Consider the following 23495-nt stretch of genomic DNA (forward strand, 5'->3'; position numbering starts at 1 on the left):
TCCTTATCGTCAAATAGACGTCTATATGGCTATATAAGTTCTCTCATCCTAGCTGAGAATGAATGAAAAAACAATCACTGGGTATTCGATTTCTGCGCCGATCTCACGTATAATCCGCGCGACTGATTTATCCCTTAATTTTATTGGAGTTTATAACCATGGCTTTAGAGCGCACTCTATCAATTATCAAGCCTGATGCAGTTGCAAAAAACTTAATCGGCGCTATCTACAACCGTTTTGAATCTGCTGGTCTTCGCATTGTTGGTGCTAAAATGATGCACTTAAGCAAAGAACAGGCTGAAGGTTTCTACGCAGAACACAAAGAACGTCCTTTCTTTGGTGCTTTGGTTGAATTCATGACTTCAGGCCCTATCGTTGTTCAGGTTCTTGAAGGTGAAGACGCTGTACGTAAAAACCGCGACATCATGGGTGCTACGAATCCTGCAGAAGCACTGGCAGGAACTATTCGTGCCGACTATGCTGAAACTATAGACGAAAATGCGGTACATGGTTCAGATGCAACTGAATCTGCTGCACGTGAAATCTCTTACTTCTTCAGCGACGAAGAAGTTTGCCAGCGTACTCGCTAAGACTGTATTTGAATGTAGCCTGATGCTATTGCATCAGGTGAGATCTAAGATGTAGGCAGCCTGACGTTTATGTCAGGAGCTCACCTGACATGAATGTCAGGCTACAATACGTCGAAGCACATCAAAAAACCGGAGCTTTATGACCAACGCAATAGATAAAAAAGTGAACTTACTCGACCTGAATCGTGAGGGAATTAAAGAGTTCTTTCGTGAGATGGGTGAGAAACCATTTCGTGCTGAACAAGTAATGAAGTGGCTGTATCACTTTTGTGTCGATGACTTTGATGAGATGACGAATCTTAATAAAGCATTGCGTGAAAAGCTCAAGCAAGTCGCTGAAATACGCGCGCCTGAAGTTCGCGAACAACAGCAGTCATCGGACGGTACGATTAAGTTCGCTATGACCTTGTTTGACGGTCAGGACGTGGAGACAGTCTGGATACCCGAAGGGGATCGCGCTACGTTGTGCGTGTCATCTCAGGTTGGTTGTGCCTTAGAGTGTACGTTCTGCTCAACCGGGGCCCAGGGCTTTAACCGTAACCTCAGTGTGGCGGAAATCATCGGCCAGGTATGGCGGGTGAACCAGCTGTTAGGGGCTTATGGAAAAACCGGAATTAAACCCGTAACGAACGTTGTCATGATGGGCATGGGTGAACCCTTGCTTAATTTAAACAATGTTGTTCCGGCAATGGAGTTAATGTTAGATGACCTGGGTTTCGGTTTATCTAAACGCCGCGTTACTTTAAGTACTTCAGGTGTTGTTCCTGCGTTGGAAAAATTGCGTGAACGCATTGATGTAATGCTGGCTATTTCGCTGCATGCACCAGACGATGAACTCCGTAACGAAATTGTACCTATTAATAAAAAGTACAATATAGAAGAATTTCTGACATCAAGCCGTCGTTATGTTGAGCAGTCAAAAGCTCAGCGTAAAGTAACGGTAGAGTATGTCATGCTGGACCATGTGAACGACTCAACCGATCAGGCACATGCGCTGGCGAAAACCTTAAAAGATACCCCGAGTAAAATTAATCTTATTCCATTTAACCCTTTCCCGGGCTCGGACTACGGGCGCTCTAGCAATTCGCGAATTGACCGTTTTGCCAAAGTGCTTATGGAGTACGGTTTGACGGTAATGGTACGGAAAACTCGTGGGGATGATATCGATGCAGCTTGCGGACAATTAGTGGGCGATGTCATCGATCGTACAAAACGTATACTGAAACGTCAGCAGAAACAGCGTGGTGGAGAGGCAATAGCTGTAAAGACCACGTAAATTTACAGAGTCGCAGGCACAAGGAGTGTGATAATGCGAGCCGCTTTATTATTGATAGCCGTAGCGCTATATGGTTGTACCGCTAACCCTGAACAGTCGGTATCTGTGGGTAATGATGTACGGTTGCAGCTTGGACTTGCTTATTTGGCGCAAGGGAAATTGAAGCTTGCGTATCCGCATTTGCAAACCGCATTGACGAACAATCCCCGGTCTCTGGATGCCAATCTTGCCTTAGGGCAATGGTATTTAGCGACAAATGACGTTGATTCAGCTTTGTCACTTTACCAACAGACATTATCATGGCAACCTATGAGCGGTGCATTGTACAATAACTATGCGGTTGCGCTGTGTGTGGCTGGTGACTGGAAAAAAGCACTCAGGTATTTTGATAAAGTGACATTAGATCCAGCGTATCCACATCATGCCAGAGCAGAGGCCAATAGGGCCGAATGTCTGGCTCGGGTAAGTCACGACGCAGCTCAACCATAACAGGGAAACCCCTTACAATCATGACTGCTGAAAACGAATCAACACAAGATAACAAAAAGCCAGAATCGGAAGCGGCACAAGAACCCAAGCAAAAGCCGAGCAAAGGTCCTGGTGAAATTCTGAGAGAAGCCCGTGAAGCTAAAGGTTTAGAGCAACGCGAGGTTGCAGACCAGTTGCGTTTGCGAAAGCAGATTATTGAATTGCTGGAAGCCGATGATTATTCAACTTTTTCGACGGCAACCTTTATTAAAGGCTATTTACGCTCCTATGCCAAATTACTTGATTTAGACGATACCGAGCTGTTTGAGGCTTATAAAGCCAGAGGCTATAAAGAAGTTGAAAGCAGCCAGATGCAGAGCTTCTCAAGACGTAAAAAGCACGAGGAAAGTGACAACCGCTTAATGTTAATTACTTATGTAGTTATCATTATTGTCGTTGCCTTGGTTATTTGGTGGTGGCAAGAGCCGGATCTTGGTTTTAGTGAAGGCGAAACTGGCACACAGGAAAGTTCAGAAATTTCTCCGGTAAATACTGATGATGAAGCTGATAACGTCGGTGACATTGAAATTTCAAACCAGCCGACGGAGCCACAAATTGAGCCGAATGAAGATGAAGCCGTATTAGAGTCGGAAGTTGAAACCGATGATACGAATGTTGCGGTCGAGTCTGTACAAGAACCCGTTAGTGAAAACGGCGCGAATGATAACGAGAACAACGACGAGAATACCAGCGAGAATATCAGCCAGAATAACGACGAATCGCAAGCCGATAATTCTGAGTCTGCGGCTAATGATACCCAAGAGTTACCAACTGAAACTGCTGAGCCGACAGATAACGAAGTTGAAACTCCGACTGAGTCCGCGCCTGTTGAGCCGTCGTCGCAATCAGAAACTGTTTCAGCCAGTCTGGTGTTAGAGTTTAATGAAGAATGCTGGGTTAAAATTGATGATGCTTCCGGTGAAACTCAGGCGGTTGGTGTAAAAGCTGCAGGCTACCGTATGCCAGTTCCTGGCGAAGCGCCTTTTTCAGTAACACTGTGTAAACCTGAAGCTGTTAATGTCAGCTTTAACGGTGAAGCCTTCAGCATGGACCAGTTCCGGACTGGTCGTGTCGCGCGCTTCACCGTACCGTCAGAAGAGCAGTAGAGGTCAATTTAAGGTTATGATGCACGAAAATCCAATTAAACGCCGTCCTTCACGCCGATTGTATGTAGGCAATGTGCCTATTGGTGATGGCGCACCGATTGCTGTGCAGTCCATGACAAATACCGAAACAACCGATGTTGATGCGACCGTTGCGCAAATAGAAGCGCTGGCTCAGGCTGGTGCTGATATTGTTCGTGTGTCTGTACCAACAATGGAAGCTGCCGAAGCTTTTAAGCAAATAAAGCTACGCAGTCCTGTCCCCTTGGTTACTGACATTCACTTTGATTACCGCATTGCGCTTAAAGTTGCCGAATATGGTGCTGACTGTTTACGTATCAACCCGGGCAATATAGGCCACGAAGACAGAATAAAAGCTGTAGTAGATGCAGCACGTGAGCGTAACATTCCAATTCGTATTGGAGTTAATGGCGGTTCGTTAGAAAAAGATCTACAAGAAAAGTATGGGGAACCCACAGCCGAGGCGTTAGTCGAGTCTGCAATGCGGCATGTCAATATTCTCTACAAGCTGGACTTCTACGACTTTAAAGTCAGTGTTAAAGCGTCAGACGTTTTTCTAGCGGTTGAATCCTATCGTTTATTGGCGAAAGAAATTGATCAACCACTGCACTTAGGTATTACCGAAGCTGGCGGTAAGCGTAGCGGTGCGGTTAAGTCCTCAGTTGGTTTAGGCATGTTGCTGGCAGAGGGTATTGGTGACACGCTGCGAGTTTCGCTCGCTGCCGACCCTGTTGAAGAAATTAAAGTTGGCTTTGATATATTAAAGTCACTGCGTATTCGTGCACGGGGCATTAATTTTATTGCCTGCCCAAGTTGTTCCAGACAAGAGTTCGATGTTATCAACACCGTTAATGCCTTAGAGGAACGTCTGGAAGATATTACTATTCCCATGGATGTTTCAATTATAGGCTGTGTGGTTAATGGTCCGGGCGAGGCTCTGGTATCGCATGTAGGTCTTGCTGGCGCAAAAAACAAAAGTGGCCTGTACATTGGCGGAGCACGTCAAAAACTCCGGCTGGATAACCAAAATTTAGTGGATGAGCTGGAAGCTCAAATTCGCGAACAGGTTAAGTTCATAGAAGCTAATAAAATTGACGTAAAAGAAATTAACGGTTGATTTTACCCGCATCGACAAAGTCCCTATAATACCCGCTTATTTTCTGTATCGATAACCAGACGAGAAGGTTCCGTGGCGAATACAATCCAAGCAATTCGTGGCATGAATGATTTGTTGCCAGAGCAGAGTCCGGCCTGGCAGCAGGTTGAAGCAGTAATACGACGTGTTGCTGCAAGCTACGGGTATAGCGAAATCCGTATGCCAGTGCTGGAAAGCACACAACTGTTTAAACGCTCTATTGGTGAAGTTACCGATATTGTCGAAAAAGAAATGTATACCTTTGATGACCGCAATGGCGAAAGTGTGACCTTGCGCCCTGAAGGGACAGCGAGCTGCGTGCGTGCGGGTAATCAGCACGGTTTGTTGTACAACCAAATTCAGCGTTTGTGGTACATGGGGCCTATGTTCCGTTACGAACGTCCGCAAAAAGGTCGTTATCGTCAGTTTCATCAGTTTGGTATTGAAACCTTTGGTTTAGAAAGCGCCGATGCCGACGCGGAAGTCATTCTGCTTTCGGCTAGATTATGGCGCGAGTTTGGTATTGCTGATCAGGTCGAGCTGCAACTGAACTCTCTGGGGTCTAATGAAGCTCGGGCGAATTATCGCGATGCGTTAAAAGCTTATTTGTCTGACTATGCAAGCGAGCTGGATGAAGACAGTAAACGCCGGCTTGAAAGCAATCCGTTGCGTATTCTGGACAGTAAAGACGAAAATACTCAGAAGATTCTGGAAGGTGCGCCAAGCCTGTCTGAATACTGGGACGCAGAATCGAAAGAGCATTTTGAACAACTAACCGCTCGTCTGGAAGCGGCCGGTATTTCATACACTTTAAACGAACGCCTGGTTCGTGGTCTGGATTATTACAACCGTACCGTGTTTGAATGGGTTACCACGGCTCTGGGCGCTCAGGGAACGGTTTGTGCCGGTGGTCGTTATGATGGACTGGTTGAACAATTAGGCGGTAAGGCTACGCCTGCAGTCGGTTTTGCAATGGGTATGGAACGCCTGGTGCTGTTGCTACAGGAACAAGGCAAGCTGACCCCAAGACGAGTAGTCGATGCTTACTTGATGCAGTTAGGCGAAGAAGCGGAACTAAATGCCCCGCGAATTGCCGAACAGCTGAGAAATGAGTTGCCGGAACTGCGTCTGGTAAGCCACTGTGGCGGTGGTTCTATGAAAAAACAAATGAAAAAAGCGGATAAGTCGGGTGCTCAAGTGGCACTCATTATCGGTGCAGATGAAATCGCACAGCAGCAGGTAACGGTAAAACCATTACGCACTGCTGAAGAACAACAAACTCTGGGCTGGCAGGCACTTATTGAGTATCTGCAGCCAATGACGAGAGGGTAGTCAGGTGGATGAAGAACAGCAAGTAGAACGTTTAAAAGAGTTCTGGAAAGAGCACGGTAAAGGTATTGTTGCCGGTGTAGTCATTGGCTTTGGTTTGTTTTACGGCTGGCGTTACTATGACCAGCATACGCTGGAAACGCAGCAGCGTGCTTCGTCAAACTATCAGCAGTTAACGGCCGAGCTCTCTGAAGGTAGCGAAAACGCGATGCTGGAAGCGCAAGAGTTTGTTAGTGAAAACCCTGACAATGTTTATGCACAGTTGGTGGCTTTGCAGTTGGCTCAACATGCGGTCGAACGAGCTGACTTAGCAACAGCTGTTACTGCGTTACAGTCGGTAGTCGACAGCGCCGAAGATGAAAACATGTCAGCTTTAGCCAGTATCCGGTTAGCCCGGGTATTAATTGCTCAGGAACAGCTTGATACCGCTTTAAGTTTAGTTAAGAAACCTCTGCCAGAAGCTTATGCGGGCTTTGCTGCAGAGCTTGAAGGCGACATTCTGGCCGAGCAGGGGAATACCGAAGAAGCTCGTGCCGCATACGAACGCGCATTGCAGGCGGGTGAGTCATTGACTCCGGCACTGCAAATGAAACTCAACAGCCTGGTTAAGTCATAATGCAATTGATTAAACGCTTTACCAAAGGCAGTTTGTTATTGACTGCTGCAGTTCTTGTTAGTGGTTGCTCTATTTTTGGTGACGATGATGAAGAGCCCAAGTTCGCGGTACTTCAGCCAATTTCTGAGCAACTACAACCAAAAGTTATATGGGATGCTTCTGTCGGAAGCGGTATTGGTGAGCACTTTTCCCGACTGAACCCTGTGGTTGAGTATGGCAAGGTCTTTGCTGCTGACCGCAATGGCCTGGTCAGTGCTTTTGACAAAACCTCAGGTGAACGCCTGTGGCGAATCGACCTGCGTCAGCGCATTACATTTGATGAAGCAACCGATGAAGGTTGGTTCAGTGGTTTATTTGCAAGCCCGTTCCCAGCGCGCATATCGGGCGGCTTAGTTGCTCGCTATGACCGTATCTTTTTGGGTACTGAAAATGGTGACGTCGTTGCTCTGGATGCTGAAACTGGTGATGTCGTCTGGCATACCGAAGTGAACAACGAAGTCATGTCAGATCCTGCTGTCGGTGAGGGACGTGTGGTTGTGCATACCGGTGGCGGAAAAGTCATTAGCCTGGACGCTGAAACCGGTGAAGAGCAATGGGAATACGAATATCAGACCCCCATGCTGACGGTGCGTGGGGCATCGGCTCCGGCAATTATCAGTGGCGGTATTGTAGTTGGCGACAGCAACGGTTCCGGTATGGTGCTAATTGCTGACAGCGGACAACAAGCCTGGAGTCAGCCTATCGGTAAGCCCAGCGGAAGTACCGAGCTGGAGCGTTTAGCCGACGTTGACGCAAAACCGGCTACTCAGGGAACAACGTTATACATGGTCGCTTTTAACGGCGAACTCGTAGCGCTTGAACTCATGAGCGGTGAAGTGCGCTGGAAGCGTGACTACAAAGCCTTTGAAAATATGCTGGTGACGAGCGGCCGAATTTTCTTAACCGATGTGAAAAGTCACGTTTACTCACTTGACCAGAGCGGTGGTATTGAGCGCTGGAGTAACACACAGCTGTTTGGTCGTAAGCTGAGCGCACCTGCATGGCATCGCAGTAACGTTGTTGTTGGTGACTTTGAAGGCTACTTGCATTGGCTGGACAGTGAAAGCGGCAACATTGTTGGCCGTTACGAAGTTGGCGGCGATGGAGTCTATGTTGCTCCTGTCGTTGATAATAACATTATGTATGTACAAACTCGGGACGGTGATATCATCGCGCTCGATACTCAATCAGGAAATGAATAAGAGATGTTACCTGTTGTCGCGCTGGTCGGGCGCCCAAATGTGGGGAAATCCACGCTTTTTAATCGTTTAACGCGGACTCGCGACGCACTGGTAGCGGACTTTCCCGGGTTAACCCGGGATCGTAAATACGGTCAGGCAAATTACGACGGTTATCAATTTATTGTTATTGATACCGGTGGTATTCACGGTGATGAAGAAGGCATTGACGAAGAAATGGCAAAGCAGTCACTGCTTGCTGTTGACGAAGCCGATGTTGTTCTTTTCATGGTGGACGCGCGTGACGGTGTTACCGTTGGTGACCAAGCCATTGCGGATCATTTGCGCAAGCAGAATAAGAAAGTTTACCTGGTCTGTAACAAAATTGACGGTATTGATGCCCATTCGGCAATGGCCGACTTCTATTCGTTATCTTTAGGCGAACTATACGGTATTGCAGCGGCCCACGGTCGTGGTGTTGAGCAGTTACTTGAAATTTGTTTTAAACCAATAGCGGAAGAATACCCCGATGTTATCGTCCCCAAGGACGTTGAGTCTGAAGAGCTGGAGCATGATGAAATTGACTACGACAAACTGCCACTAAAACTGGCTATTGTTGGTCGTCCAAACGTCGGTAAGTCAACTTTAATTAATCGTATACTGGGTGAAGAGCGGGTTGTCGTTTATGACATGCCGGGTACCACCCGTGACTCCGTGTATATTCCGATGCAACGGAACGAGCGCGAATACGTTCTGATTGATACCGCCGGAGTCCGTCGTCGTGGACGTATTGGTGAGGCTATCGAGAAGTTTTCGGTAGTTAAAACTCTGCAGGCAATTGAAGACGCAAACGTTGTTCTTATTGTGGTTGATGCACGCGAAACCATTAGTGATCAGGATCTCAACTTAATTGGCTTTGCTCTAAATGCCGGCCGCTCAATTGTTATTGCTGTGAACAAGTGGGATGGTTTGCAAAACGACCACAAAGAAGAGATAAAGCGTGAGCTGGATAGACGCTTAGGTTTCGTCGACTTCGCCCGTTTGCATTTTATCTCCGCGCTGCACGGTACGGGCGTTGGTCATTTATTTGAGTCGGTTGAAGAGGCTTATGCTAGCGCAACCCAGCGAATTAGTACCTCTAAGCTCACCAAAATAATGGAAATGGCGCAGGAAGAACATCAGCCACCACTGGTTAGTGGCCGCCGGGTGAAACTTAAATATGCGCACGCAGGTGGCTATAATCCACCACGTATTATTATTCATGGCAACCAGGTGAAGGATTTACCGGGGGCTTATCAGCGCTATTTAATTAACTACTTCCGGAAGTCTCTGGGTGTTATGGGTACGCCAATAAAAGTAGAGTTCCGTGAACCGGTTAACCCGTATGAAGGTAAGAAAAACCAGCTGACTTTGTCACAGCAGCGAAAGCGCAGACGTTTGATGAAGTTCCTGAAGAAGAAAAAGTAGCTTTAAACGAGAAAAGCCTGCTTATTATGCAGGCTTTTTTGTATCTGTTAATTAAAGTCTGAAGGGGTAAAGCGGTACTCGGTCAGGCAGTAATCACAGGTCATCATAATTTCGCCTTCCTCGGCTAAAATTTCTTGAATTTCTTCCGGGCTTACTGAAGCCAGTGCCTCCAGAGTGCGCTCACGTGAACAGCCACAAACAAAAGTGACTTCCTGTGACGGATACAGATGCACTTGCTCTTCATGATAAAGACGATGCAATAGCTCTTCAGCCGGTAGTGTGAAAATTTCTTTGGCAGTAATGGTGTTCGTTAAAGTGGCCAGATGTTCGAACCCGGTTAAGTCCATGCCGGTTGCAGGCAGGCGCTGTAACAGCATTCCGGCTGCATGTTCGCCGTCGGCGTGCAGCCAGACCCGGGTGTGTAGCTGTTCTGACTGTTCAAAATAGTCTTCCAGCATGGCTGCAATTGAATCGGCGCTGGCACTGACAACGCCCTGATAACGCTCACCGGTATCGGGAGTCAGGGTTATAATGAGTTGGCCTTTGCCTATCATTGATTGCAAATCAGCGCTGTCAATTTCGGCTCTTAACCGGGCTATACCCCGAAGTTCCTGATTATGGTTGCCATTAACTGCTATAAAGTTAAGTGGTCCATCGCCCTGGAGTTGCACTGCAATATGACCTTCAAATTTTAAAGTGGCAGTTAATAATGATACTGCAGCCATCATTTGCCCAAGCAACTCCTGAACTGGCGCAGGATAGTCATGGCCACGGAGCAAAGTTTGGTAGCTGCTGGTCAATTGAACGAGCTCACCCCGCACATCGTGCTCTTCAAAGGTGTAGCGTGACAATTGATCAGTTGGGTATTCCATGGGCACTCCTGTTTATCGACAACAAGCGGTTTACTCACCGCTGTCTTTCATTCTGATAAGTTGACGGCGCTGCTTTTTGTCTGGCCGTCCATCCGGGTGCGGATTATACAACGCATTAAGCTTTCTTGCTTCCGCATTTTTTTCGCGCTTTTCTATGCTCTCAGGGGTTTCCCTATAGAGTAATTGTGCCTCGCTGGCACCGCGGCGTTGTTCACTTAATTCCATGACTTCAACTTCTTTTGTATCGAAGCCCTGACGCAAAGTGATAATAGCGCCAAGCTGAACAACCTTAGAAGGCTTGCTACGCTGCCCATCATAATGTACTTTGCCTGACTGAATCATTTGTCGGGCAAGTGCTCTGGTTTTGTAGAATCTTGCAGCCCACAGCCATTTATCCAGACGAATGGGACTTTCTTTTCGAGTTTTTGTCATAAAACCGCAACGAATTCGTTATAAACTTTGTGTTAACCGATTGTTGACTCATGTCGCCTGCGCTAGAATGCATGAATCGCCTTTTGTCAGTGTAACAAGAATAAGAATAAAGTGACTGCCCGACTCCAACAAATATTTAAAGATACTCAAATGTGGCGCCGCTTAATGCAAGCGCTAACGGCTTTCGCATGGTTTTTGGTTGCGGTATTGTTGGCTCGGTTTACCTGGTCACTGATTAACCCTGCAGAGCCCGACGACAGTGCGGTTTTACCTAAAGTGACGGTTGATTCTACTGCAACCAGTACCATGAATTTAGAGACCTTAACTGAGCTTAATCTTTTTGGAACAGCAGAGCGGCGGAGTCGTTCTGAAAACGTTCAAAACGCGCCCCAAACATCGTTAAACGTTCGTTTGATAGGCGTTTCTGCCAGCTCTAACCCGGAACGTTCTGCGGCTATTATTCAGCAAGGCAGCAAGCAACAAACCTACATTATTGGTGAGAGTCTTGGCAGTTCTTCGGTCACTGTAGAAGAGATTCATGCCGATCGCGTGATTCTTGATAATAACGGCCGGTTAGAAACACTGAAAATGGAAGATATTGGTGAGGACAGACCCGCGCTGTCGCTAATTGTAGGTGACTCAGATAATGATGGTGCGCTAGTCCCTGTCGGTAGTGATGACAGCAACCCGGTTGATGATGAGGCAACGGTTGAGCAGCAGTTGGCACAGGTTGCTGATAATCCATCGTCGTTACTCGATTATGTGAATATTTCGCCAGTACAAACCAATGGCGAGCTAAAAGGATACAAACTGAATTCAGGCAAAAATCCGGAGTTATTCCGGGATGCCGGATTCCAGAACGGTGACTTGGCAGTGGCCATCAACGGCTATGATCTGACCGACATGGAGCAGGCCATGCTTGCTAGTCAGGAACTGTCGGAACAAGAACAGGTCAGCATAGAAATTGAGCGCGACGGTGAAAGGATGGAACTGTCGTTTAAGCTACCGGTAAAACAGGATAATTGATATGACAGTGGCAAAGAGTGGCTTAAAAGCATGGTTGGGAGCTCTCGGTTTGGCATTCGCACTGATGAGTTCGCCATTAAGCAGCGAAGAATATGCCGCCAGTTTTAAAAATACTGATATTAACGAGTTTATTCAGGTTGTAGGCCGAAACTTAGGTAAAACCATCATTATTGACCCCAATGTTCGGGGAAAAATTGATGTGCGCAGCTACGATGTGATGAACGAAGAACAGTACTATCAGTTTTTCCTGAATGTGCTTGAGGTTTACGGGTTTGCCATTGTTGAAATGGAATCGGGCGTGCTTAAAGTAATACGAGATAAAGACGCAAAAACCTCTTCACTACCGGTGCTTGACAGAGATACCAGAGGCTCAGGCGATACTATGGTGACCCGGGTTGTACCGGTAGAAAACGTATCGGTACGCGAGCTTGCACCGTTATTGCGCCAGTTAAACGACCAAAGTGGCGGCGGTATGGTGGTCAGCTATGACCCGTCTAATGTGATTATGATGACGGGTCGTTCAGAAACCGTGCAACGTTTGGTAGAAATTATTGAGCGGGTCGATCAGGCCGGTGATCAGGACGTTGACATGATCAGCCTTGAATATGCATCTGCGAGCGAAATTGTTCGTATTGCTCAGTCTCTATATGAAAAAAATAATGAAGGTGTGCCGGCGCTTCTTATTCCTAAAATTGTTGCCGATGATCGCAGTAACAGCGTTATTGTCAGTGGCGAACCTCGTGCCCGTTCCCGCGTCGTCAAGCTTATCAAACAGCTGGATCAGGATTTGAAAACCGAGGGTAATACCCGGGTTTTCTATCTGAAATATGCAAAAGCGCCTGAAGTTGTCGAAGTGTTGAAAGATGTTAGCCGTTCTATACAGGCTGAAGTTGAGCAGCAATCAAGCACTGGAAACAATAATCAACGCCGCCGTAGCGGAGGTGATGAAACGGTCAGTATCAGCCCGCATGAACCGACTAACTCGGTGGTGATTACCGCTCAAAAAGATATGCTGGCATCGCTGGAAAAAGTGATTCGGGACTTAGACATCCGTCGTGCTCAGGTTCAGGTTGAAGCGATTATTGTCGAGATTATGGAAGGCGATAACGTTGACTTTGGCGTGCAGTGGATCAGCGAAGACGGCGGTATGGTGCAATATAATAACGGTAACCAGGTACCCATTGGGAGTTTAGCCGCTGGTGCTTATCAGGCACGTGAAAGGGAAGGGAGTACGGTGGTAACAGAAGGCGGAAGAACTGAGAATCCAGATCAGCCGGGTGACATCAGTTTACTTGCTAATCTTTTGGGCTCTGTAAACGGTATGATGTTCGGTACCATACAGGATGACTGGGCGGCGGTAGTACAGGCGGTTACTCAGGATACTCGCTCAAATATTCTGGCAACACCCAGTATTGTTACCGTAGATAACGAAGAAGCGAGCTTTTTGGTCGGTCAGGAAGTTCCTACGATTAGTGGCTCTACTACGGGTGATAACAACGACAACCCGTTCCAGACGGTTGATCGCACCGAGATAGGTATTAAGTTAAAGGTAACGCCTCAAATTAACGAGGGGGACGCCGTACAAATGACGATAGAGCAGGAAGTGTCCAGTTTAAGTGGCGCCACTGCGGTTGACGTTATTATTAACAAGCGTGAACTGAAAACCACGGTCATGGCTGATGATGGCGAGACCATTGTGCTTGGCGGCTTGATTGACGAAGACGTACAAGAATCGGTCTCTAAAGTCCCGTTATTAGGCGATATACCAATTTTAGGAAAACTGTTCAGCTCTACGTCAACTTCTAAGCAAAAGCGTAACCTGATGGTCTTTATCCGTCCGACTATAGTCCGCGACGGGAAACGCATGCGTGAATTAAGCTCGGCAAAATACAACTATATGCGGGCGCTGCAGTTAGATGAGCGGTCGCGTGGAATCTCACTCATGCCCTCTGAAGAGTCACCGTTGCTTAACGACTGGGACAGTAAGCTGACGTTACCGCCGGGCTTTGACGAATACCTGAAAAAACAAGGTAGCGAGAAGAGCGACGAGAAGAGTAGCGAAGAAAACGATAAAGAAATCGACGAACAGAATGAAGAGCCGCAAAATGACTGAAGCCAGTGCCATTGCAACAGCTCGCCTCCCGTTCAGCTTTGCTAAACGCTTTGGCGTGGTGGTAGAGCAGGGTGAGCCGTTAATTTTGCATTGCCGTGCCGGTATCTCGGCTGCTGCGTTAAAAGAAGTGAGGCGCGCGCTGGGGCAGCCGGTCACTCTTCAGGAGCACGCTGCAAGTGACTTTGAAAGCTTGTTAACCCGTGCGTATCAACGAGACTCATCAGAAGCTCAGCAGTTGATGGAAGATATTGGCAACGAGTCCGATTTATTTTCTCTGGCTGATGAGTTGCCGCAGACCGAAGATCTGCTGGAAAGCGAAGATGACGCGCCTATTATTAAGCTAATTAACGCCATGCTGAGCGAGGCGATAAAAGAAGGCGCTTCGGATATTCACATTGAAACCTTTGAGAAAGCTTTGCTAATACGCTTTCGCATTGACGGCGTTTTGCGTGAAGTTTTACGACCAAACCGTAAGTTGTCATCGCTGCTGGTGTCGCGCATAAAAGTTATGGCGCAGCTGGATATTGCTGAAAAGCGCGTTCCGCAGGATGGTCGTATTTCCCTGCTTATTGCCGGTCGAGCGGTGGATGTGCGGGTTTCTACCATGCCGTCTAATCATGGCGAGCGGGTTGTATTGCGTTTATTAGATAAGAACAATGCGCGGCTCAATCTGACTGAGCTGGGAATGACTGATGCTAACCGGAAAATTTTCCAGGAGCTGATTTACAAGCCTCACGGCATTATTTTGGTAACCGGCCCGACGGGGTCAGGTAAAAGTACAACTTTGTATGCCGGGCTTAGCGAAATTAACTCTAAAGATCGTAATATTCTGACCGTCGAAGACCCGATAGAATATGCTATTGATGGCATTGGACAGACTCAGGTTAACCCTCGGGTGGATATGACTTTCGCCCGCGGTTTGCGCGCTATCTTGCGTCAGGATCCGGACGTGGTAATGGTTGGTGAGATACGTGACGTAGAAACCGCGCAAATTGCTGTGCAGGCTTCACTCACTGGTCACCTGGTCTTGTCTACATTGCACACTAACACTGCCGCCGGCGCAATTACTCGTCTGGAAGACATGGGTGTAGAGCCCTTCCTGTTGTCATCGAGTTTATTGGCGGTGTTATCGCAGCGTCTGGTGCGGACACTCTGTAGCGAATGCAAACAGCCTCACCAGCCGGATGACGAAGAAAAGAATATGCTCGGCCTCGATGCTGCAGATACCAGTGTGATTTATCGTGCAGGGAGTTGTGAACGATGCAATTATACCGGTTATCGTGGACGTACCGGTATTCACGAACTGCTGCTGGTAGATGACCATGTACGTGAGTTAGTCCATAACGGTCACGGTGAACAGTCTATTGAAAAGTATATTCGGCAGTCGACGCCGGGTATTCGCCAGGACGGCTTAGCAAAAGTACTGAAAGGCAAAACAACGCTGGAAGAAGTGCTGCGGGTTACCCGCGAGGAGTAGAGGGTGGCAGCATTTGAATATCAAGCCGTTGAGGCTAATGGCAGAAAGAAAAAAGGTGTACTGGAAGCCGATACTGAGCGACAGGTACGTCAGTTATTGCGTGAAAAAGGCTTAATGCCTTTAAGCATTGAGCCGGCAGCTGATCAAGACAGAAAGAAAACGTTACAGCCCCGGTTTGGGCTTCCGCAACGTAAAGTTAAAGCACAGGATTTAGCGCTAATTACCCGTCAGTTATCTACCTTAGTAGGCTCGGCACTGCCTATTGAACAGGCATTATTAGCCGTTGCTGATCAGACCGAAAAGCCACGTCTGAAGAAACTACTGATGTCGGTACGCAGTAAAGTGGTTGAAGGTTACGGTCTTGCAGAAGCTATGTCAGAGTTTCCCGGTGTTTTTGATTCTTTATATACCGCTATGGTGGCTGCCGGGGAAAAGTCCGGCCATTTAGATACGGTACTGGATGAGCTGGCAAACTATACTGAGCAACGCCAGCACATGAAAAGTCAGTTGACGCAGGCACTTATTTATCCGCTTATGCTGACTTTGGTTGCCATTGGCATTGTGGTTTTTCTGTTGGTTTCCATTGTGCCGCAAATAGTGGACAACTTTTCAACCATGGGTCAGGATTTGCCGCCAACCACTCTGGCTATGATAGCCATTAGTGAATTTCTGCAAAACTGGGGGCTGTGGTTACTTATTGGCATTGCTTTGCTGCTGGTCGCTTTTAACCAGTGGTTAAGAAATGAAAAAAACCGCCTGAAATATCATCGCAGACTGTTAAAACTTCCCATGCTGGGTAAGGTCATAAGAGGGGTAAGTACTGCCCGTTTTGCCCGGACTTTAAGTATACTGACTTCCTCAGCAGTACCCTTGCTCGACGGGTTGCGCATTACCTCGTCGGTCATTGGTAATTTAGCCATACGTCAGGCGGTAGATGAAGCAGCCGGACGCGTTCGTGAAGGGGCGTCAATGCGCGGTGCGTTGCAGGAAACGGGATTGTTCCCACCAATGATGCTGCACATGATAGCGGCAGGTGAGAAGTCCGGTGAACTGGAACAAATGTTAAAACGCTCTGCCGATAATCAGGACAAAGAATTTGAAAACCTGGTGTCGGTTAGTTTAAAAGTATTTGAGCCGGTGCTGATAGTGACGATGGCAGGTATCGTATTCTTTATTGTGCTGTCTATCATTCAACCCATTTTACAATTAAATAATAGTGTAGGGCTTTAGCTATGAGACGTAATCAACAAGGTTTTTCATTGGTCGAAGTAATGGTGGTTATTGCCATTATCGGTATTTTGGCCACTATGGTGTTACCCAATGTATTAGGTAATCAGGAAAAAGCTAACCAGCAAAAAGTGATAGCCGATATTGTCGCTTTAGAAAACGCACTGGCTCAGTATCACTTAGATAACGGTATGTTTCCGACGACCGAGCAGGGGCTTGAAGCTTTAGTCAATGAACCGAACATGGATCCGCAGCCACGCAGCTATCGCAGCGGCGGCTATATTCGCCGCTTACCGCAGGACCCTTACGGTAATGACTATTTACTCCTGAACCCGGGTCAGTACGATGATGTTGATATTTTTTCTCCAGGCCCGGATGGTCAGCCCGGAACGGATGATGATTTTGGCAGCTGGATGATTGGCAACAACGATCGTGACCAATAAGCGTTGCCAATTTGGTTTTACTCTCATTGAAGTGATGCTGGTGATGGCCATTCTTGGTCTCATCGCCAGCGCCGTTATGTTTACACTGCCCGGTGGTGAACGGGGGCAGGACTCTCCTCAAAATGCAGCTGCGAGTTTACGTCAGCAGCTAAACTATGCCCGCGAATACGCCATGGTCCGACAGCAACCACTGGGATTAAAATTCCACGAAGATGGCTACCGTTTTTTGTTCTGGAAAGATGAGCAATGGCGCGAAGAAAATGCCCGGGGTTTGCGGGCACAGGACACCGAGTGGCCACTGCGTTGGCAGTTTACCAGCCGGGGGCTGAAGGTGCTTGAACAAGATGAGTCATTGGACGATGGCTTGTTTGCTGAAGATAGCGACGAAGACAGCACGATTCCCGATATTCTGATTCTGCCCAGCGGTGAGATGACACTCTTTGAAGTGCATATTGAGCATTTAAACGACCCCGATGCCGAGCGTTGGCTTATTGCCGAAAACAGCTGGCAGGTTAGTATTTCTGCCGAGGCTCCGGAGTAACTATGCGGTGGGTGCGCGGCTTTACCTTAATTGAAGTGATGGTAGCCTTGTCGGTGTTCAGTTTGGCAGCACTGGCCGCATTGCAGGCGGCCAGCGGGCATCTGACCGGGTTAAGCGCTTTACAGGACAAAACCTTTGCTCAGTACGTAGCGTCTAATCGTTTGGCAGAATTGTCGCTTGAGAAAGAGTGGCCGCTTAAAGATAAACGGAGCGGCCAACAGGAACAGGCAGGTGTTACCTGGTATTGGCAGCAACAGGTGGTAGAAACGGTAACGCCAAATGTTGTTGCAGTCACTGTGAAAGTGATGAAAAACGAGGACGGCCGTGAACACTTTCGGTTAACTCGTTATATGCGTAAACCAGATTCAGCGGGGGGAGCCGACAATGCGCGTTAACCCCGCAAACAAAGGTTTTACCTTAGTAGAAGTGCTGGTGACCATGGTGATATTTGCCATTATCGGTATTGCCAGTTTTCAGGTTCTGAACCAGATGGTAAACACCGAAGAGCAATCTCAAAAACAGCGTGAACAGCTGGAGCGTTTGCAGTTCAGCCAGTTGCTGATGCAGCAGGATATTCGCCAAATGGTCGCTAAACCAACGCGACCTTCCGGTGTTGAAGTGACTCATCAGTATTTGAGCAATGACCCTGGCTACTTTGATTCTGACGGCGGCGTACTGGCTTTTGTCAGAAGCGGCTTTGACAACCCTGGCAACATGATGCCCCGCAGCGAGTTACAGCCGGTAGTTTACCGATTATGGGATGGAAATTTGCAGCGGGTAACCGAGACTTTCGTTAACGATCGCTCCTCAGAACCATCCGTTCAGACCTTATTAGAAGGCGTTGACGAACTGTCTTTTCGATTCTACCGCAGTGATGGTGTGAGTAACGCGAATCAGGGGTTAGAACAAGGCTGGAGCGACAACTGGGAAAGTTCAGGTGATTTGCCTCAAGCCGTTGAAGTGACCATTCGTAGCAAAAACTTTGGCACCATCAGGCGCGTGTTTTTGATAGCTGCAGTGGGACAGCAGGTGGAAGGTAACGGCGGAGGGTTGCAACGTGCCAATTAGCCCGCGTAAGTCATCACAAGCCGGAGCTGCGCTTATAACGGTTTTGCTGGTTATTGCTATTGTGTCGGTTATTGCAGTGAATTTAGGCGGAAAACTGCAGTTGCAAATAACCCGTATGGGCAACTTGCAGCAGGCTGAACAAAGCTACTGGATGTGGTTAAGTGCAGAGGATGTTTTAAAAGAAGTGCTGCAAACTGAACTGGAAGAAAACGACGGGGTTGCGCACAAAGAGCAAAACTGGGCTCAGCGTAGTGGACCTTTTCCGGTAGAGGGCGGGCAGATTGCGGCCAAAGTCAGGGATTTATACAGTTGCTTTAACCTTAATAGCCTGGTTACGGATGAGGAAGATCCCGGAACTCTGGAAAAGCGCAAACGACAATACAAAGCGCTGCTGGAAGCACTGGAAATTGATAACTATCAGGCCGAAATTTTAATCGACAGTCTGGTAGACTGGCTGGATGAAGACAGTCAGTTGTCGGGCAGTAACGGTGCTGAAGACCCTGATTACGAGAGTCTACCTAAGCCTTACTTGGCCGCAAACAGCCAACTACTTGAGATGAGTGAGCTAAGAATGGTGCGGGGATACAGTGCTAAAATAATTACCGCTCTTAACTCTGTTGCTTGCGTTATTCCGAATGAGACAGACTTAAAAATTAATATTAATACTCTGGAACAGGATCAGGCTGCGGTTTTAACCGGGGTTACCGAAGGTAAGTTAGCACTTGCTGACGCTATGGCATTTTTGAATAACCGACCGCCTCAAGGCTACGAATCTGATGAAGAAATCGCTGAGTTGGCAGAACTCTCGGGAGTGCGGTCGGAATTAGAAGGTGAGTTACCGGAGCTGACCGTGAGTAGTGAGTATTTTCAGTTGATTGCGATGATTCAGTGGGGCGAAGTAGAAATGAGAGCGCGCTCGGTATTACATTTAAACGAAGGTCGAGTACAAACCTTGTACCGGGCGATGGGAGATTAGTTTATGCATGAAACACTGATTCTGCGGTTACCGGCTTATGGTACCGACGAACCCATACCCTGGTTGGTCTGGCATAAAGGGCAGCAAGAATTAATAGCCAGTGGAGAGCTGAGTTCGGTAGCAGAGCTTGTTCAGTTAAAAGACAAAGCCAACCGTTGCGAAGTCATTGTGGCCTTGCCCGGACAAGATGTTTCGATGACAAGAGTGACTTTACCCGCAGGCACAAAAAGGCACCTACAGCGCATTATTCCTTATGCTCTGGAAGAGGAGCTGGCAAGTGATATTGAGCAGCTGCATTTTGCCTGGCCGGATGCCAAAGGCACAGAGCTGCCAGTTGCTGTAGTCGCCAAAGAACGAATGAATTATTGGCTGCAGGTATTAACCGAAGCCGGCATTGATTCTGCTTTCTGGTTACCCGACTGCTTCTTGTTGCCGCATCAGAACGATACCTGGCAGGCCATTGAGCTTGCCGACAGTGTTATTGTCAGAACTGGTGAGTGGCAGGGCTTTACCATAGAAAAAGAGCAGTTTGCTCAGTTAGCACCAGCTTTTGCTGCTGAACAGAACAGTCCAACAGAAATTATTCACTATGGCGCGCTAAACTGGCCGCAATCGCCAGCACCTTTAATCCCTGCTGATATTGAAGTGCCTTTTACTATCGCGGTGCAAAGTATCGCGACAGGAAATCGTATTAACTTAAGGCAGGGGGCTTATCGCTCACAACGGGCAAAACGTTCAGTTGATTTACCCTGGAAGGGGCTGGCTACTGCTGCGAGTGTACTCTTTGTTTTGGCCGTGTTGTTAAACGGCGTACGCTATTGGCAACTGGAGTCTCAGCGGGGCGCTTTAAAAGCTCAGGCTGAGCAACTTTATCGTGATGCCTTTCCGGGTCAGACTCGTATTGTGAATTTAAAAGTACAGTTGCAACGACAACTGGAAAGCCTTGGACTAGGCAGTGCGGATGAAGCTTCAGTGCTTGCGGTTTTGCAGCAACTGGCTCCGGCGTTTAAGTCGCAGCCTGAACTGCAGCTTGAGTTACTGCGCTTTCAGAATAATGAATTGCGCTTACAGGCAACTGCCAGTAGCTTTTCTCAATTTGAGGCTTTTCAACAGGCGGCGAAAGCCGAAGGGCTAACTGTTGAAGCGGGTTCAATGAGTAACCGTGGTGAACAAGTTTCGGGTTCTTTAACCGTGCAGCTCGATGCTCAGGGAGCGCAGTCATGAACAGATTTACTCGTCAGTTAACGCCTTATCTGGATTTAGGCAAGCAGCGCTGGAGCCAGTTTAACCAACGCGAGCAGAGCTTGTTAGCTGTTTTGGCAGGCGTACTGTTTATTGCTTTTCTGTACTTTGTCATTTGGCAGCCCAGCTCCCAGGCAGTAGCCAATGCAGAGCGTCAGCTTGCAGCTCAACAGCAGCAATACCAATGGGTTCAGCAGGCAATAGCGCGCTATAAAAAACTGGAAGAGAGCAGCTCTGAACAACAAAGTGCATCAGGCTCTGTCAGTCAACGTATCAACCGTGCTGCAGCTGCGCAGGATATTCAAATTGCGCGTTTGCAGCCTCAGGGGCAGGAGTATCTGTTAAGTGTTGATGAGGTGGCTTTTTCTGATTTATTAAGCTTTTTAGCCGAACTGGAGCAACGCCAGGGGTTATCACTAAAAGCTGTTGATATTGCGAAATTAAATACGCCCGGACAGGTGCGTTTACGTAAACTATTAGTAAGTGAGGATTCATGAACTTAAAACGCTGGATACCCTGGTTAGTGGTCGTGTATCTGGTTGCCATGCTGGTGATGTTACCGGCAAGGGTCATCTACTGGTTTCCTTTGCCGGATAACATCAGGCTCTCTCAGGTCAGCGGGAGTTTGTGGAATGGTGTTGCCGGGCAGGTTGCAGTTGACGATATCGTACTGACTAACCTTAGCTGGAACTGGCAGGTGTCTTCTGTATTTCTGGGAGAGTTGGTCATGGATGTTAACTTGCCTGCCAAAAGTAACCCGTTTGCGCTGAATGGACGCTTACTGGCAGGGTCCACCAAAGTTGGAGCCAAAAATATAACAGCCAGTGGTGATGTTAATGCTCTGCTGCAGTTGGCAAACACCCGCTTGCCTTTAAAAACCGGAGGTAACTGGCGTTTGTCCTTAGACAGTTTTGTCGTTACTGCGCCCGGCCCGGTACGTTGGTGCGACGAGTTGAAAGGTCAGGCCCGGGGCGAGCAGATTCGGGTGTTGGTTAATAATCAATGGCAGTCGCTGGGAGATTTTCCGGTAGAACTTAGCTGCAACGACGATAACTCGGTGGGCTTAGCCATGAATGGTAATAACAGTTTAGGGTTAGACTTTCAGGGCAGCATTAACAGCCAGAGTTTCAATGCTGAAGGCACAGTGAAGCCGAATCTGGAAACACCTGAAGGGCTGGCTAAAATGATGGAATACATGGGAACGCCGGATTCGCGCGGACGTTACTCATTTCGCTTGTGATCCCACTTGCGGGCATAAACGTTTATGATTACTGTAATAATAAGTCACTAATTAAAGTCTCTGCGGAATAAGGAATAATTTGTATGGATAACATCGTCCAGTGGATTAATGATAATCAGGACATGCTGATAGGTTTCTCGATTAAATTTGTCATCGCTATTGCGATACTAATTGTCGGTAAAATCGTCGCTAACACCGTGACAGGTGTAATGACCAAAGGCATGAAAAAGCGTCAGGTCGACGGTGCCGTTATCAGCTTTGTCGGTGCAATTTTAAAAACGGTGATATTCATTGCCGCTATTATGATGGCACTGTCGCACGTGGGCGTTGAAACTACTTCCTTCATTGCCATATTAGGTGCCGCAGGTTTGGCAATTGGTCTGGCATTGCAGGGGTCACTGTCTAATATTGCATCAGGTGTTCTGCTTATTATGTTCCGCCCAATTCGTGCGGGTGAATACGTTGATGCCGGCGGTGTTTCAGGAACCGTGGAGCAAATTAATATCTTTCAGACTATTATGAAAACCCCCGACCGTAAGGTGGTTTTTGTGCCTAACTCTGAAATTATTGGCGGTCCTATTGTTAACTATAACCGAGAAGAATTGCGCCGTATCGACTTGGTTATTGGTGTAAGTTACAGCGCGAATCTGCAGCAGACGAAGAAGGCGTTGATGGATGTTATTACCAGCGATGAACGGGTATTAAAAGATCCTGAACCCGTTGTTACCGTTACCAACCTCGGCAATTCGTCGGTCGACTTTAACGTTCGTCCGTGGACTAAAAATGCAGACTACTGGCCTACCCGTTGGGATTTATTAGAGCGTATTAAAGACCGTCTGGATGAAGAGGGTATTGGTATTCCCTTTCCCCAAATGGACGTTCACCTGAAAAAAGACGACTAACGTATTGTTGTTCTGACAAAAGGCCACTTCAACAGTGGCCTTTTTTGTGGATGCTTAAACGAGTGCCTGAGAGATATCGGCAATAATATCTTCCGCATTTTCAATGCCAACACATAAACGAATAGCTTCTGGTTTTACGCCAACCGCGGCCTGTTCTTCAGCAGACAACTGCCGGTGAGTTGTGGAGGCCGGGTGGCAGGCCAGCGACTTTGCATCGCCAATATTGACCAGTCGCTTAAATAGCTTCAGCTTGTCGTAGAACGCAACCCCAGCATCGTAGCCGCCTTTAACGCCAAAAGTTAACAGCGACGCAGGAACCCCATTTTTAATATACTTTTTCGCTCGCTCGTAGTTAGTGTGCTCTGGCAGCGCTGCAAAGTTTACCCAGTCTACGCTTGGGTGCGACTGTAAGTATTCAGCCACTTTCAGCGCGTTTTCGCAGTGGCGCTCAATACGCAAAGGTAAAGTCTCCAAACCCTGCAGTAACAGGAAGGCGTTAAAGGGTGACAAGCAAGCACCGGTATTACGCAAAGCGACAGTACGAACGCGGGCTATGAAAGCCGCCGGACCAAAAGCGTCGGTATAGACTACGCCGTGATAAGCTGGCTCCGGTGAGCTAAACTGAGGAAAGCGTTGTTTTTGTTTAACCCAGTC

At 47.7% G+C, this 23495-nt stretch carries 25 protein-coding genes; 22 read left to right on the plus strand and 3 right to left on the minus strand.

What is annotated here, in order from left to right; translation table 11 throughout:
* Positions 1 to 158: 158 nt before the first annotated feature.
* The 9 genes from ndk to der all read left to right on the plus strand — a co-directional run bounded on the left by ndk (position 159) and on the right by der (position 9282).
* Positions 159 to 590 (plus strand): nucleoside-diphosphate kinase, encoded by a 432-nt coding sequence (gene ndk / locus RJ32_RS11345; protein WP_011235266.1) that lies wholly within the window; start codon positions 159 to 161, stop codon positions 588 to 590.
* Between the two features lie 139 nt (positions 591 to 729).
* Positions 730 to 1866, plus strand: coding sequence for a bifunctional tRNA (adenosine(37)-C2)-methyltransferase TrmG/ribosomal RNA large subunit methyltransferase RlmN (locus RJ32_RS11350; protein ID WP_034822370.1), 1137 nt, complete (start codon positions 730 to 732; stop codon positions 1864 to 1866).
* Between the two features lie 33 nt (positions 1867 to 1899).
* Positions 1900 to 2355, plus strand: a complete 456-nt coding sequence (locus RJ32_RS11355; protein WP_034822372.1) for a tetratricopeptide repeat protein — start codon at positions 1900 to 1902, stop codon at positions 2353 to 2355.
* 20 nt (positions 2356 to 2375) lie between these two features.
* Entirely contained in the window at positions 2376 to 3500 is a 1125-nt protein-coding gene (locus tag RJ32_RS11360) for a RodZ domain-containing protein (protein ID WP_034822374.1), read from the plus strand.
* A 16-nt stretch (positions 3501 to 3516) separates the two neighbouring features.
* Positions 3517 to 4635: a flavodoxin-dependent (E)-4-hydroxy-3-methylbut-2-enyl-diphosphate synthase gene (ispG, locus tag RJ32_RS11365; protein ID WP_034822376.1), complete on the plus strand. Its 1119-nt coding sequence runs from the start codon at positions 3517 to 3519 to the stop codon at positions 4633 to 4635.
* A gap of 72 nt (positions 4636 to 4707) precedes the next feature.
* Positions 4708 to 5985 (plus strand): histidine--tRNA ligase, encoded by a 1278-nt coding sequence (gene hisS, locus RJ32_RS11370; protein ID WP_082815465.1) that lies wholly within the window; start codon positions 4708 to 4710, stop codon positions 5983 to 5985.
* A 4-nt stretch (positions 5986 to 5989) separates the two neighbouring features.
* A complete protein-coding gene (locus tag RJ32_RS11375; protein WP_034822380.1) occupies positions 5990 to 6598 on the plus strand; it encodes a tetratricopeptide repeat protein in 609 nt (202 codons plus the stop codon).
* A complete protein-coding gene (bamB, locus tag RJ32_RS11380; protein ID WP_034822382.1) occupies positions 6598 to 7839 on the plus strand; it encodes an outer membrane protein assembly factor BamB in 1242 nt (413 codons plus the stop codon). The genes RJ32_RS11375 and bamB overlap by 1 nt, the downstream gene beginning before the upstream one ends.
* A 3-nt stretch (positions 7840 to 7842) precedes the next feature.
* Positions 7843 to 9282, plus strand: coding sequence for a ribosome biogenesis GTPase Der (gene der, locus RJ32_RS11385; protein WP_034822384.1), 1440 nt, complete (start codon positions 7843 to 7845; stop codon positions 9280 to 9282).
* A gap of 47 nt (positions 9283 to 9329) precedes the next feature.
* Here der and hslO read toward each other — a convergent pair whose 3' ends face one another.
* Together hslO and hslR are read right to left on the minus strand one after the other, a co-directional pair.
* Complete coding sequence (gene hslO, locus RJ32_RS11390; RefSeq protein WP_034822386.1) at positions 9330 to 10154, minus strand: Hsp33 family molecular chaperone HslO; 825 nt, start codon at positions 10152 to 10154, stop codon at positions 9330 to 9332.
* A 30-nt stretch (positions 10155 to 10184) separates the two neighbouring features.
* Entirely contained in the window at positions 10185 to 10586 is a 402-nt protein-coding gene (gene hslR / locus RJ32_RS11395; RefSeq protein ID WP_011235256.1) for a ribosome-associated heat shock protein Hsp15, read from the minus strand.
* 150 nt (positions 10587 to 10736) lie between these two features.
* Here hslR and gspC point away from each other — a divergent pair, with 150 nt between their 5' ends.
* The 13 genes from gspC to RJ32_RS11460 all read left to right on the plus strand — a co-directional run bounded on the left by gspC (position 10737) and on the right by RJ32_RS11460 (position 22841).
* A complete protein-coding gene (gspC, locus tag RJ32_RS11400) occupies positions 10737 to 11612 on the plus strand; it encodes a type II secretion system protein GspC (protein ID WP_034822388.1) in 876 nt (291 codons plus the stop codon).
* Between the two features lies 1 nt (position 11613).
* Positions 11614 to 13725: a type II secretion system secretin GspD gene (gspD, locus tag RJ32_RS11405; protein ID WP_034822390.1), complete on the plus strand. Its 2112-nt coding sequence runs from the start codon at positions 11614 to 11616 to the stop codon at positions 13723 to 13725.
* A complete protein-coding gene (gspE, locus tag RJ32_RS11410) occupies positions 13718 to 15202 on the plus strand; it encodes a type II secretion system ATPase GspE (protein WP_034822392.1) in 1485 nt (494 codons plus the stop codon). The genes gspD and gspE overlap by 8 nt, the downstream gene beginning before the upstream one ends.
* Positions 15203 to 15205: 3 nt before the next feature.
* Positions 15206 to 16432 (plus strand): type II secretion system inner membrane protein GspF, encoded by a 1227-nt coding sequence (gene gspF / locus RJ32_RS11415; protein ID WP_034822394.1) that lies wholly within the window; start codon positions 15206 to 15208, stop codon positions 16430 to 16432.
* Between the two features lie 2 nt (positions 16433 to 16434).
* Positions 16435 to 16872, plus strand: a complete 438-nt coding sequence (gene gspG, locus RJ32_RS11420) for a type II secretion system major pseudopilin GspG (protein ID WP_034822395.1) — start codon at positions 16435 to 16437, stop codon at positions 16870 to 16872.
* Positions 16847 to 17413 (plus strand): type II secretion system minor pseudopilin GspH, encoded by a 567-nt coding sequence (gspH, locus tag RJ32_RS11425; RefSeq protein ID WP_235598956.1) that lies wholly within the window; start codon positions 16847 to 16849, stop codon positions 17411 to 17413. The genes gspG and gspH overlap by 26 nt, the downstream gene beginning before the upstream one ends.
* 2 nt (positions 17414 to 17415) lie before the next feature.
* Complete coding sequence (gene gspI / locus RJ32_RS11430; protein WP_034822397.1) at positions 17416 to 17808, plus strand: type II secretion system minor pseudopilin GspI; 393 nt, start codon at positions 17416 to 17418, stop codon at positions 17806 to 17808.
* On the plus strand, positions 17798 to 18481 hold the full coding sequence (gene gspJ, locus RJ32_RS11435) for a type II secretion system minor pseudopilin GspJ (protein ID WP_034822398.1): 684 nt from the start codon (positions 17798 to 17800) through the stop codon (positions 18479 to 18481). The genes gspI and gspJ overlap by 11 nt, the downstream gene beginning before the upstream one ends.
* Positions 18471 to 19457: a type II secretion system minor pseudopilin GspK gene (gspK, locus tag RJ32_RS11440; RefSeq protein WP_034822399.1), complete on the plus strand. Its 987-nt coding sequence runs from the start codon at positions 18471 to 18473 to the stop codon at positions 19455 to 19457. Before gspJ ends, gspK begins: the two co-directional genes overlap by 11 nt.
* Positions 19458 to 19460: 3 nt before the next feature.
* The gene (gene gspL / locus RJ32_RS11445) at positions 19461 to 20681 is read left to right on the plus strand and encodes a type II secretion system protein GspL (protein ID WP_034822400.1); all 1221 of its coding nucleotides are present in this window, start codon (positions 19461 to 19463) and stop codon (positions 20679 to 20681) included.
* Positions 20678 to 21196 carry a type II secretion system protein M gene (locus tag RJ32_RS11450; RefSeq protein WP_034822401.1) on the plus strand — a complete coding sequence of 173 codons (519 nt, stop codon included), beginning with the start codon at positions 20678 to 20680 and terminating at the stop codon, positions 21194 to 21196. Before gspL ends, RJ32_RS11450 begins: the two co-directional genes overlap by 4 nt.
* A complete protein-coding gene (locus tag RJ32_RS11455) occupies positions 21193 to 21939 on the plus strand; it encodes a type II secretion system protein N (RefSeq protein WP_034822402.1) in 747 nt (248 codons plus the stop codon). The genes RJ32_RS11450 and RJ32_RS11455 overlap by 4 nt, the downstream gene beginning before the upstream one ends.
* A gap of 83 nt (positions 21940 to 22022) precedes the next feature.
* Positions 22023 to 22841 carry a mechanosensitive ion channel domain-containing protein gene (locus RJ32_RS11460; RefSeq protein ID WP_034822404.1) on the plus strand — a complete coding sequence of 273 codons (819 nt, stop codon included), beginning with the start codon at positions 22023 to 22025 and terminating at the stop codon, positions 22839 to 22841.
* A 54-nt stretch (positions 22842 to 22895) separates the two neighbouring features.
* On the opposite strand, the gene RJ32_RS11465 is transcribed toward RJ32_RS11460, so the two are convergent.
* Positions 22896 to 23495: PLP-dependent transferase (locus RJ32_RS11465; RefSeq protein ID WP_034822406.1), on the minus strand; the 600-nt coding region annotated here is incomplete at its 5' end.

The organism is Idiomarina sp. 28-8 (assembly GCF_000320945.2).
GTDB classification, from domain to species: Bacteria; Pseudomonadota; Gammaproteobacteria; order Enterobacterales; family Alteromonadaceae; genus Idiomarina; species Idiomarina loihiensis.

Bases quoted from the DNA above. Each gene is read 5' to 3' on its own strand.
- ndk (WP_011235266.1), top strand. From the start codon at position 159: ATGGCTTTAGAGCGCACTCTATCAATTATCAAGCCTGATGCAGTTGCA.
- RJ32_RS11350 (WP_034822370.1), top strand. From the start codon at position 730: ATGACCAACGCAATAGATAAAAAAGTGAACTTACTCGACCTGAATCGT.
- RJ32_RS11355 (WP_034822372.1), top strand. From the start codon at position 1,900: ATGCGAGCCGCTTTATTATTGATAGCCGTAGCGCTATATGGTTGTACC.
- RJ32_RS11360 (WP_034822374.1), top strand. From the start codon at position 2,376: ATGACTGCTGAAAACGAATCAACACAAGATAACAAAAAGCCAGAATCG.
- ispG (WP_034822376.1), top strand. From the start codon at position 3,517: ATGATGCACGAAAATCCAATTAAACGCCGTCCTTCACGCCGATTGTAT.
- bamB (WP_034822382.1), top strand. From the start codon at position 6,598: ATGCAATTGATTAAACGCTTTACCAAAGGCAGTTTGTTATTGACTGCT.
- der (WP_034822384.1), top strand. From the start codon at position 7,843: ATGTTACCTGTTGTCGCGCTGGTCGGGCGCCCAAATGTGGGGAAATCC.
- hslO (WP_034822386.1), bottom strand. From the start codon at position 10,154: ATGGAATACCCAACTGATCAATTGTCACGCTACACCTTTGAAGAGCAC.
- hslR (WP_011235256.1), bottom strand. From the start codon at position 10,586: ATGACAAAAACTCGAAAAGAAAGTCCCATTCGTCTGGATAAATGGCTG.
- gspC (WP_034822388.1), top strand. From the start codon at position 10,737: ATGTGGCGCCGCTTAATGCAAGCGCTAACGGCTTTCGCATGGTTTTTG.
- gspD (WP_034822390.1), top strand. From the start codon at position 11,614: ATGACAGTGGCAAAGAGTGGCTTAAAAGCATGGTTGGGAGCTCTCGGT.
- gspE (WP_034822392.1), top strand. From the start codon at position 13,718: ATGACTGAAGCCAGTGCCATTGCAACAGCTCGCCTCCCGTTCAGCTTT.
- gspG (WP_034822395.1), top strand. From the start codon at position 16,435: ATGAGACGTAATCAACAAGGTTTTTCATTGGTCGAAGTAATGGTGGTT.
- gspI (WP_034822397.1), top strand. From the start codon at position 17,416: ATGCGGTGGGTGCGCGGCTTTACCTTAATTGAAGTGATGGTAGCCTTG.
- gspJ (WP_034822398.1), top strand. From the start codon at position 17,798: ATGCGCGTTAACCCCGCAAACAAAGGTTTTACCTTAGTAGAAGTGCTG.
- gspL (WP_034822400.1), top strand. From the start codon at position 19,461: ATGCATGAAACACTGATTCTGCGGTTACCGGCTTATGGTACCGACGAA.
- RJ32_RS11450 (WP_034822401.1), top strand. From the start codon at position 20,678: ATGAACAGATTTACTCGTCAGTTAACGCCTTATCTGGATTTAGGCAAG.
- RJ32_RS11455 (WP_034822402.1), top strand. From the start codon at position 21,193: ATGAACTTAAAACGCTGGATACCCTGGTTAGTGGTCGTGTATCTGGTT.
- RJ32_RS11460 (WP_034822404.1), top strand. From the start codon at position 22,023: ATGGATAACATCGTCCAGTGGATTAATGATAATCAGGACATGCTGATA.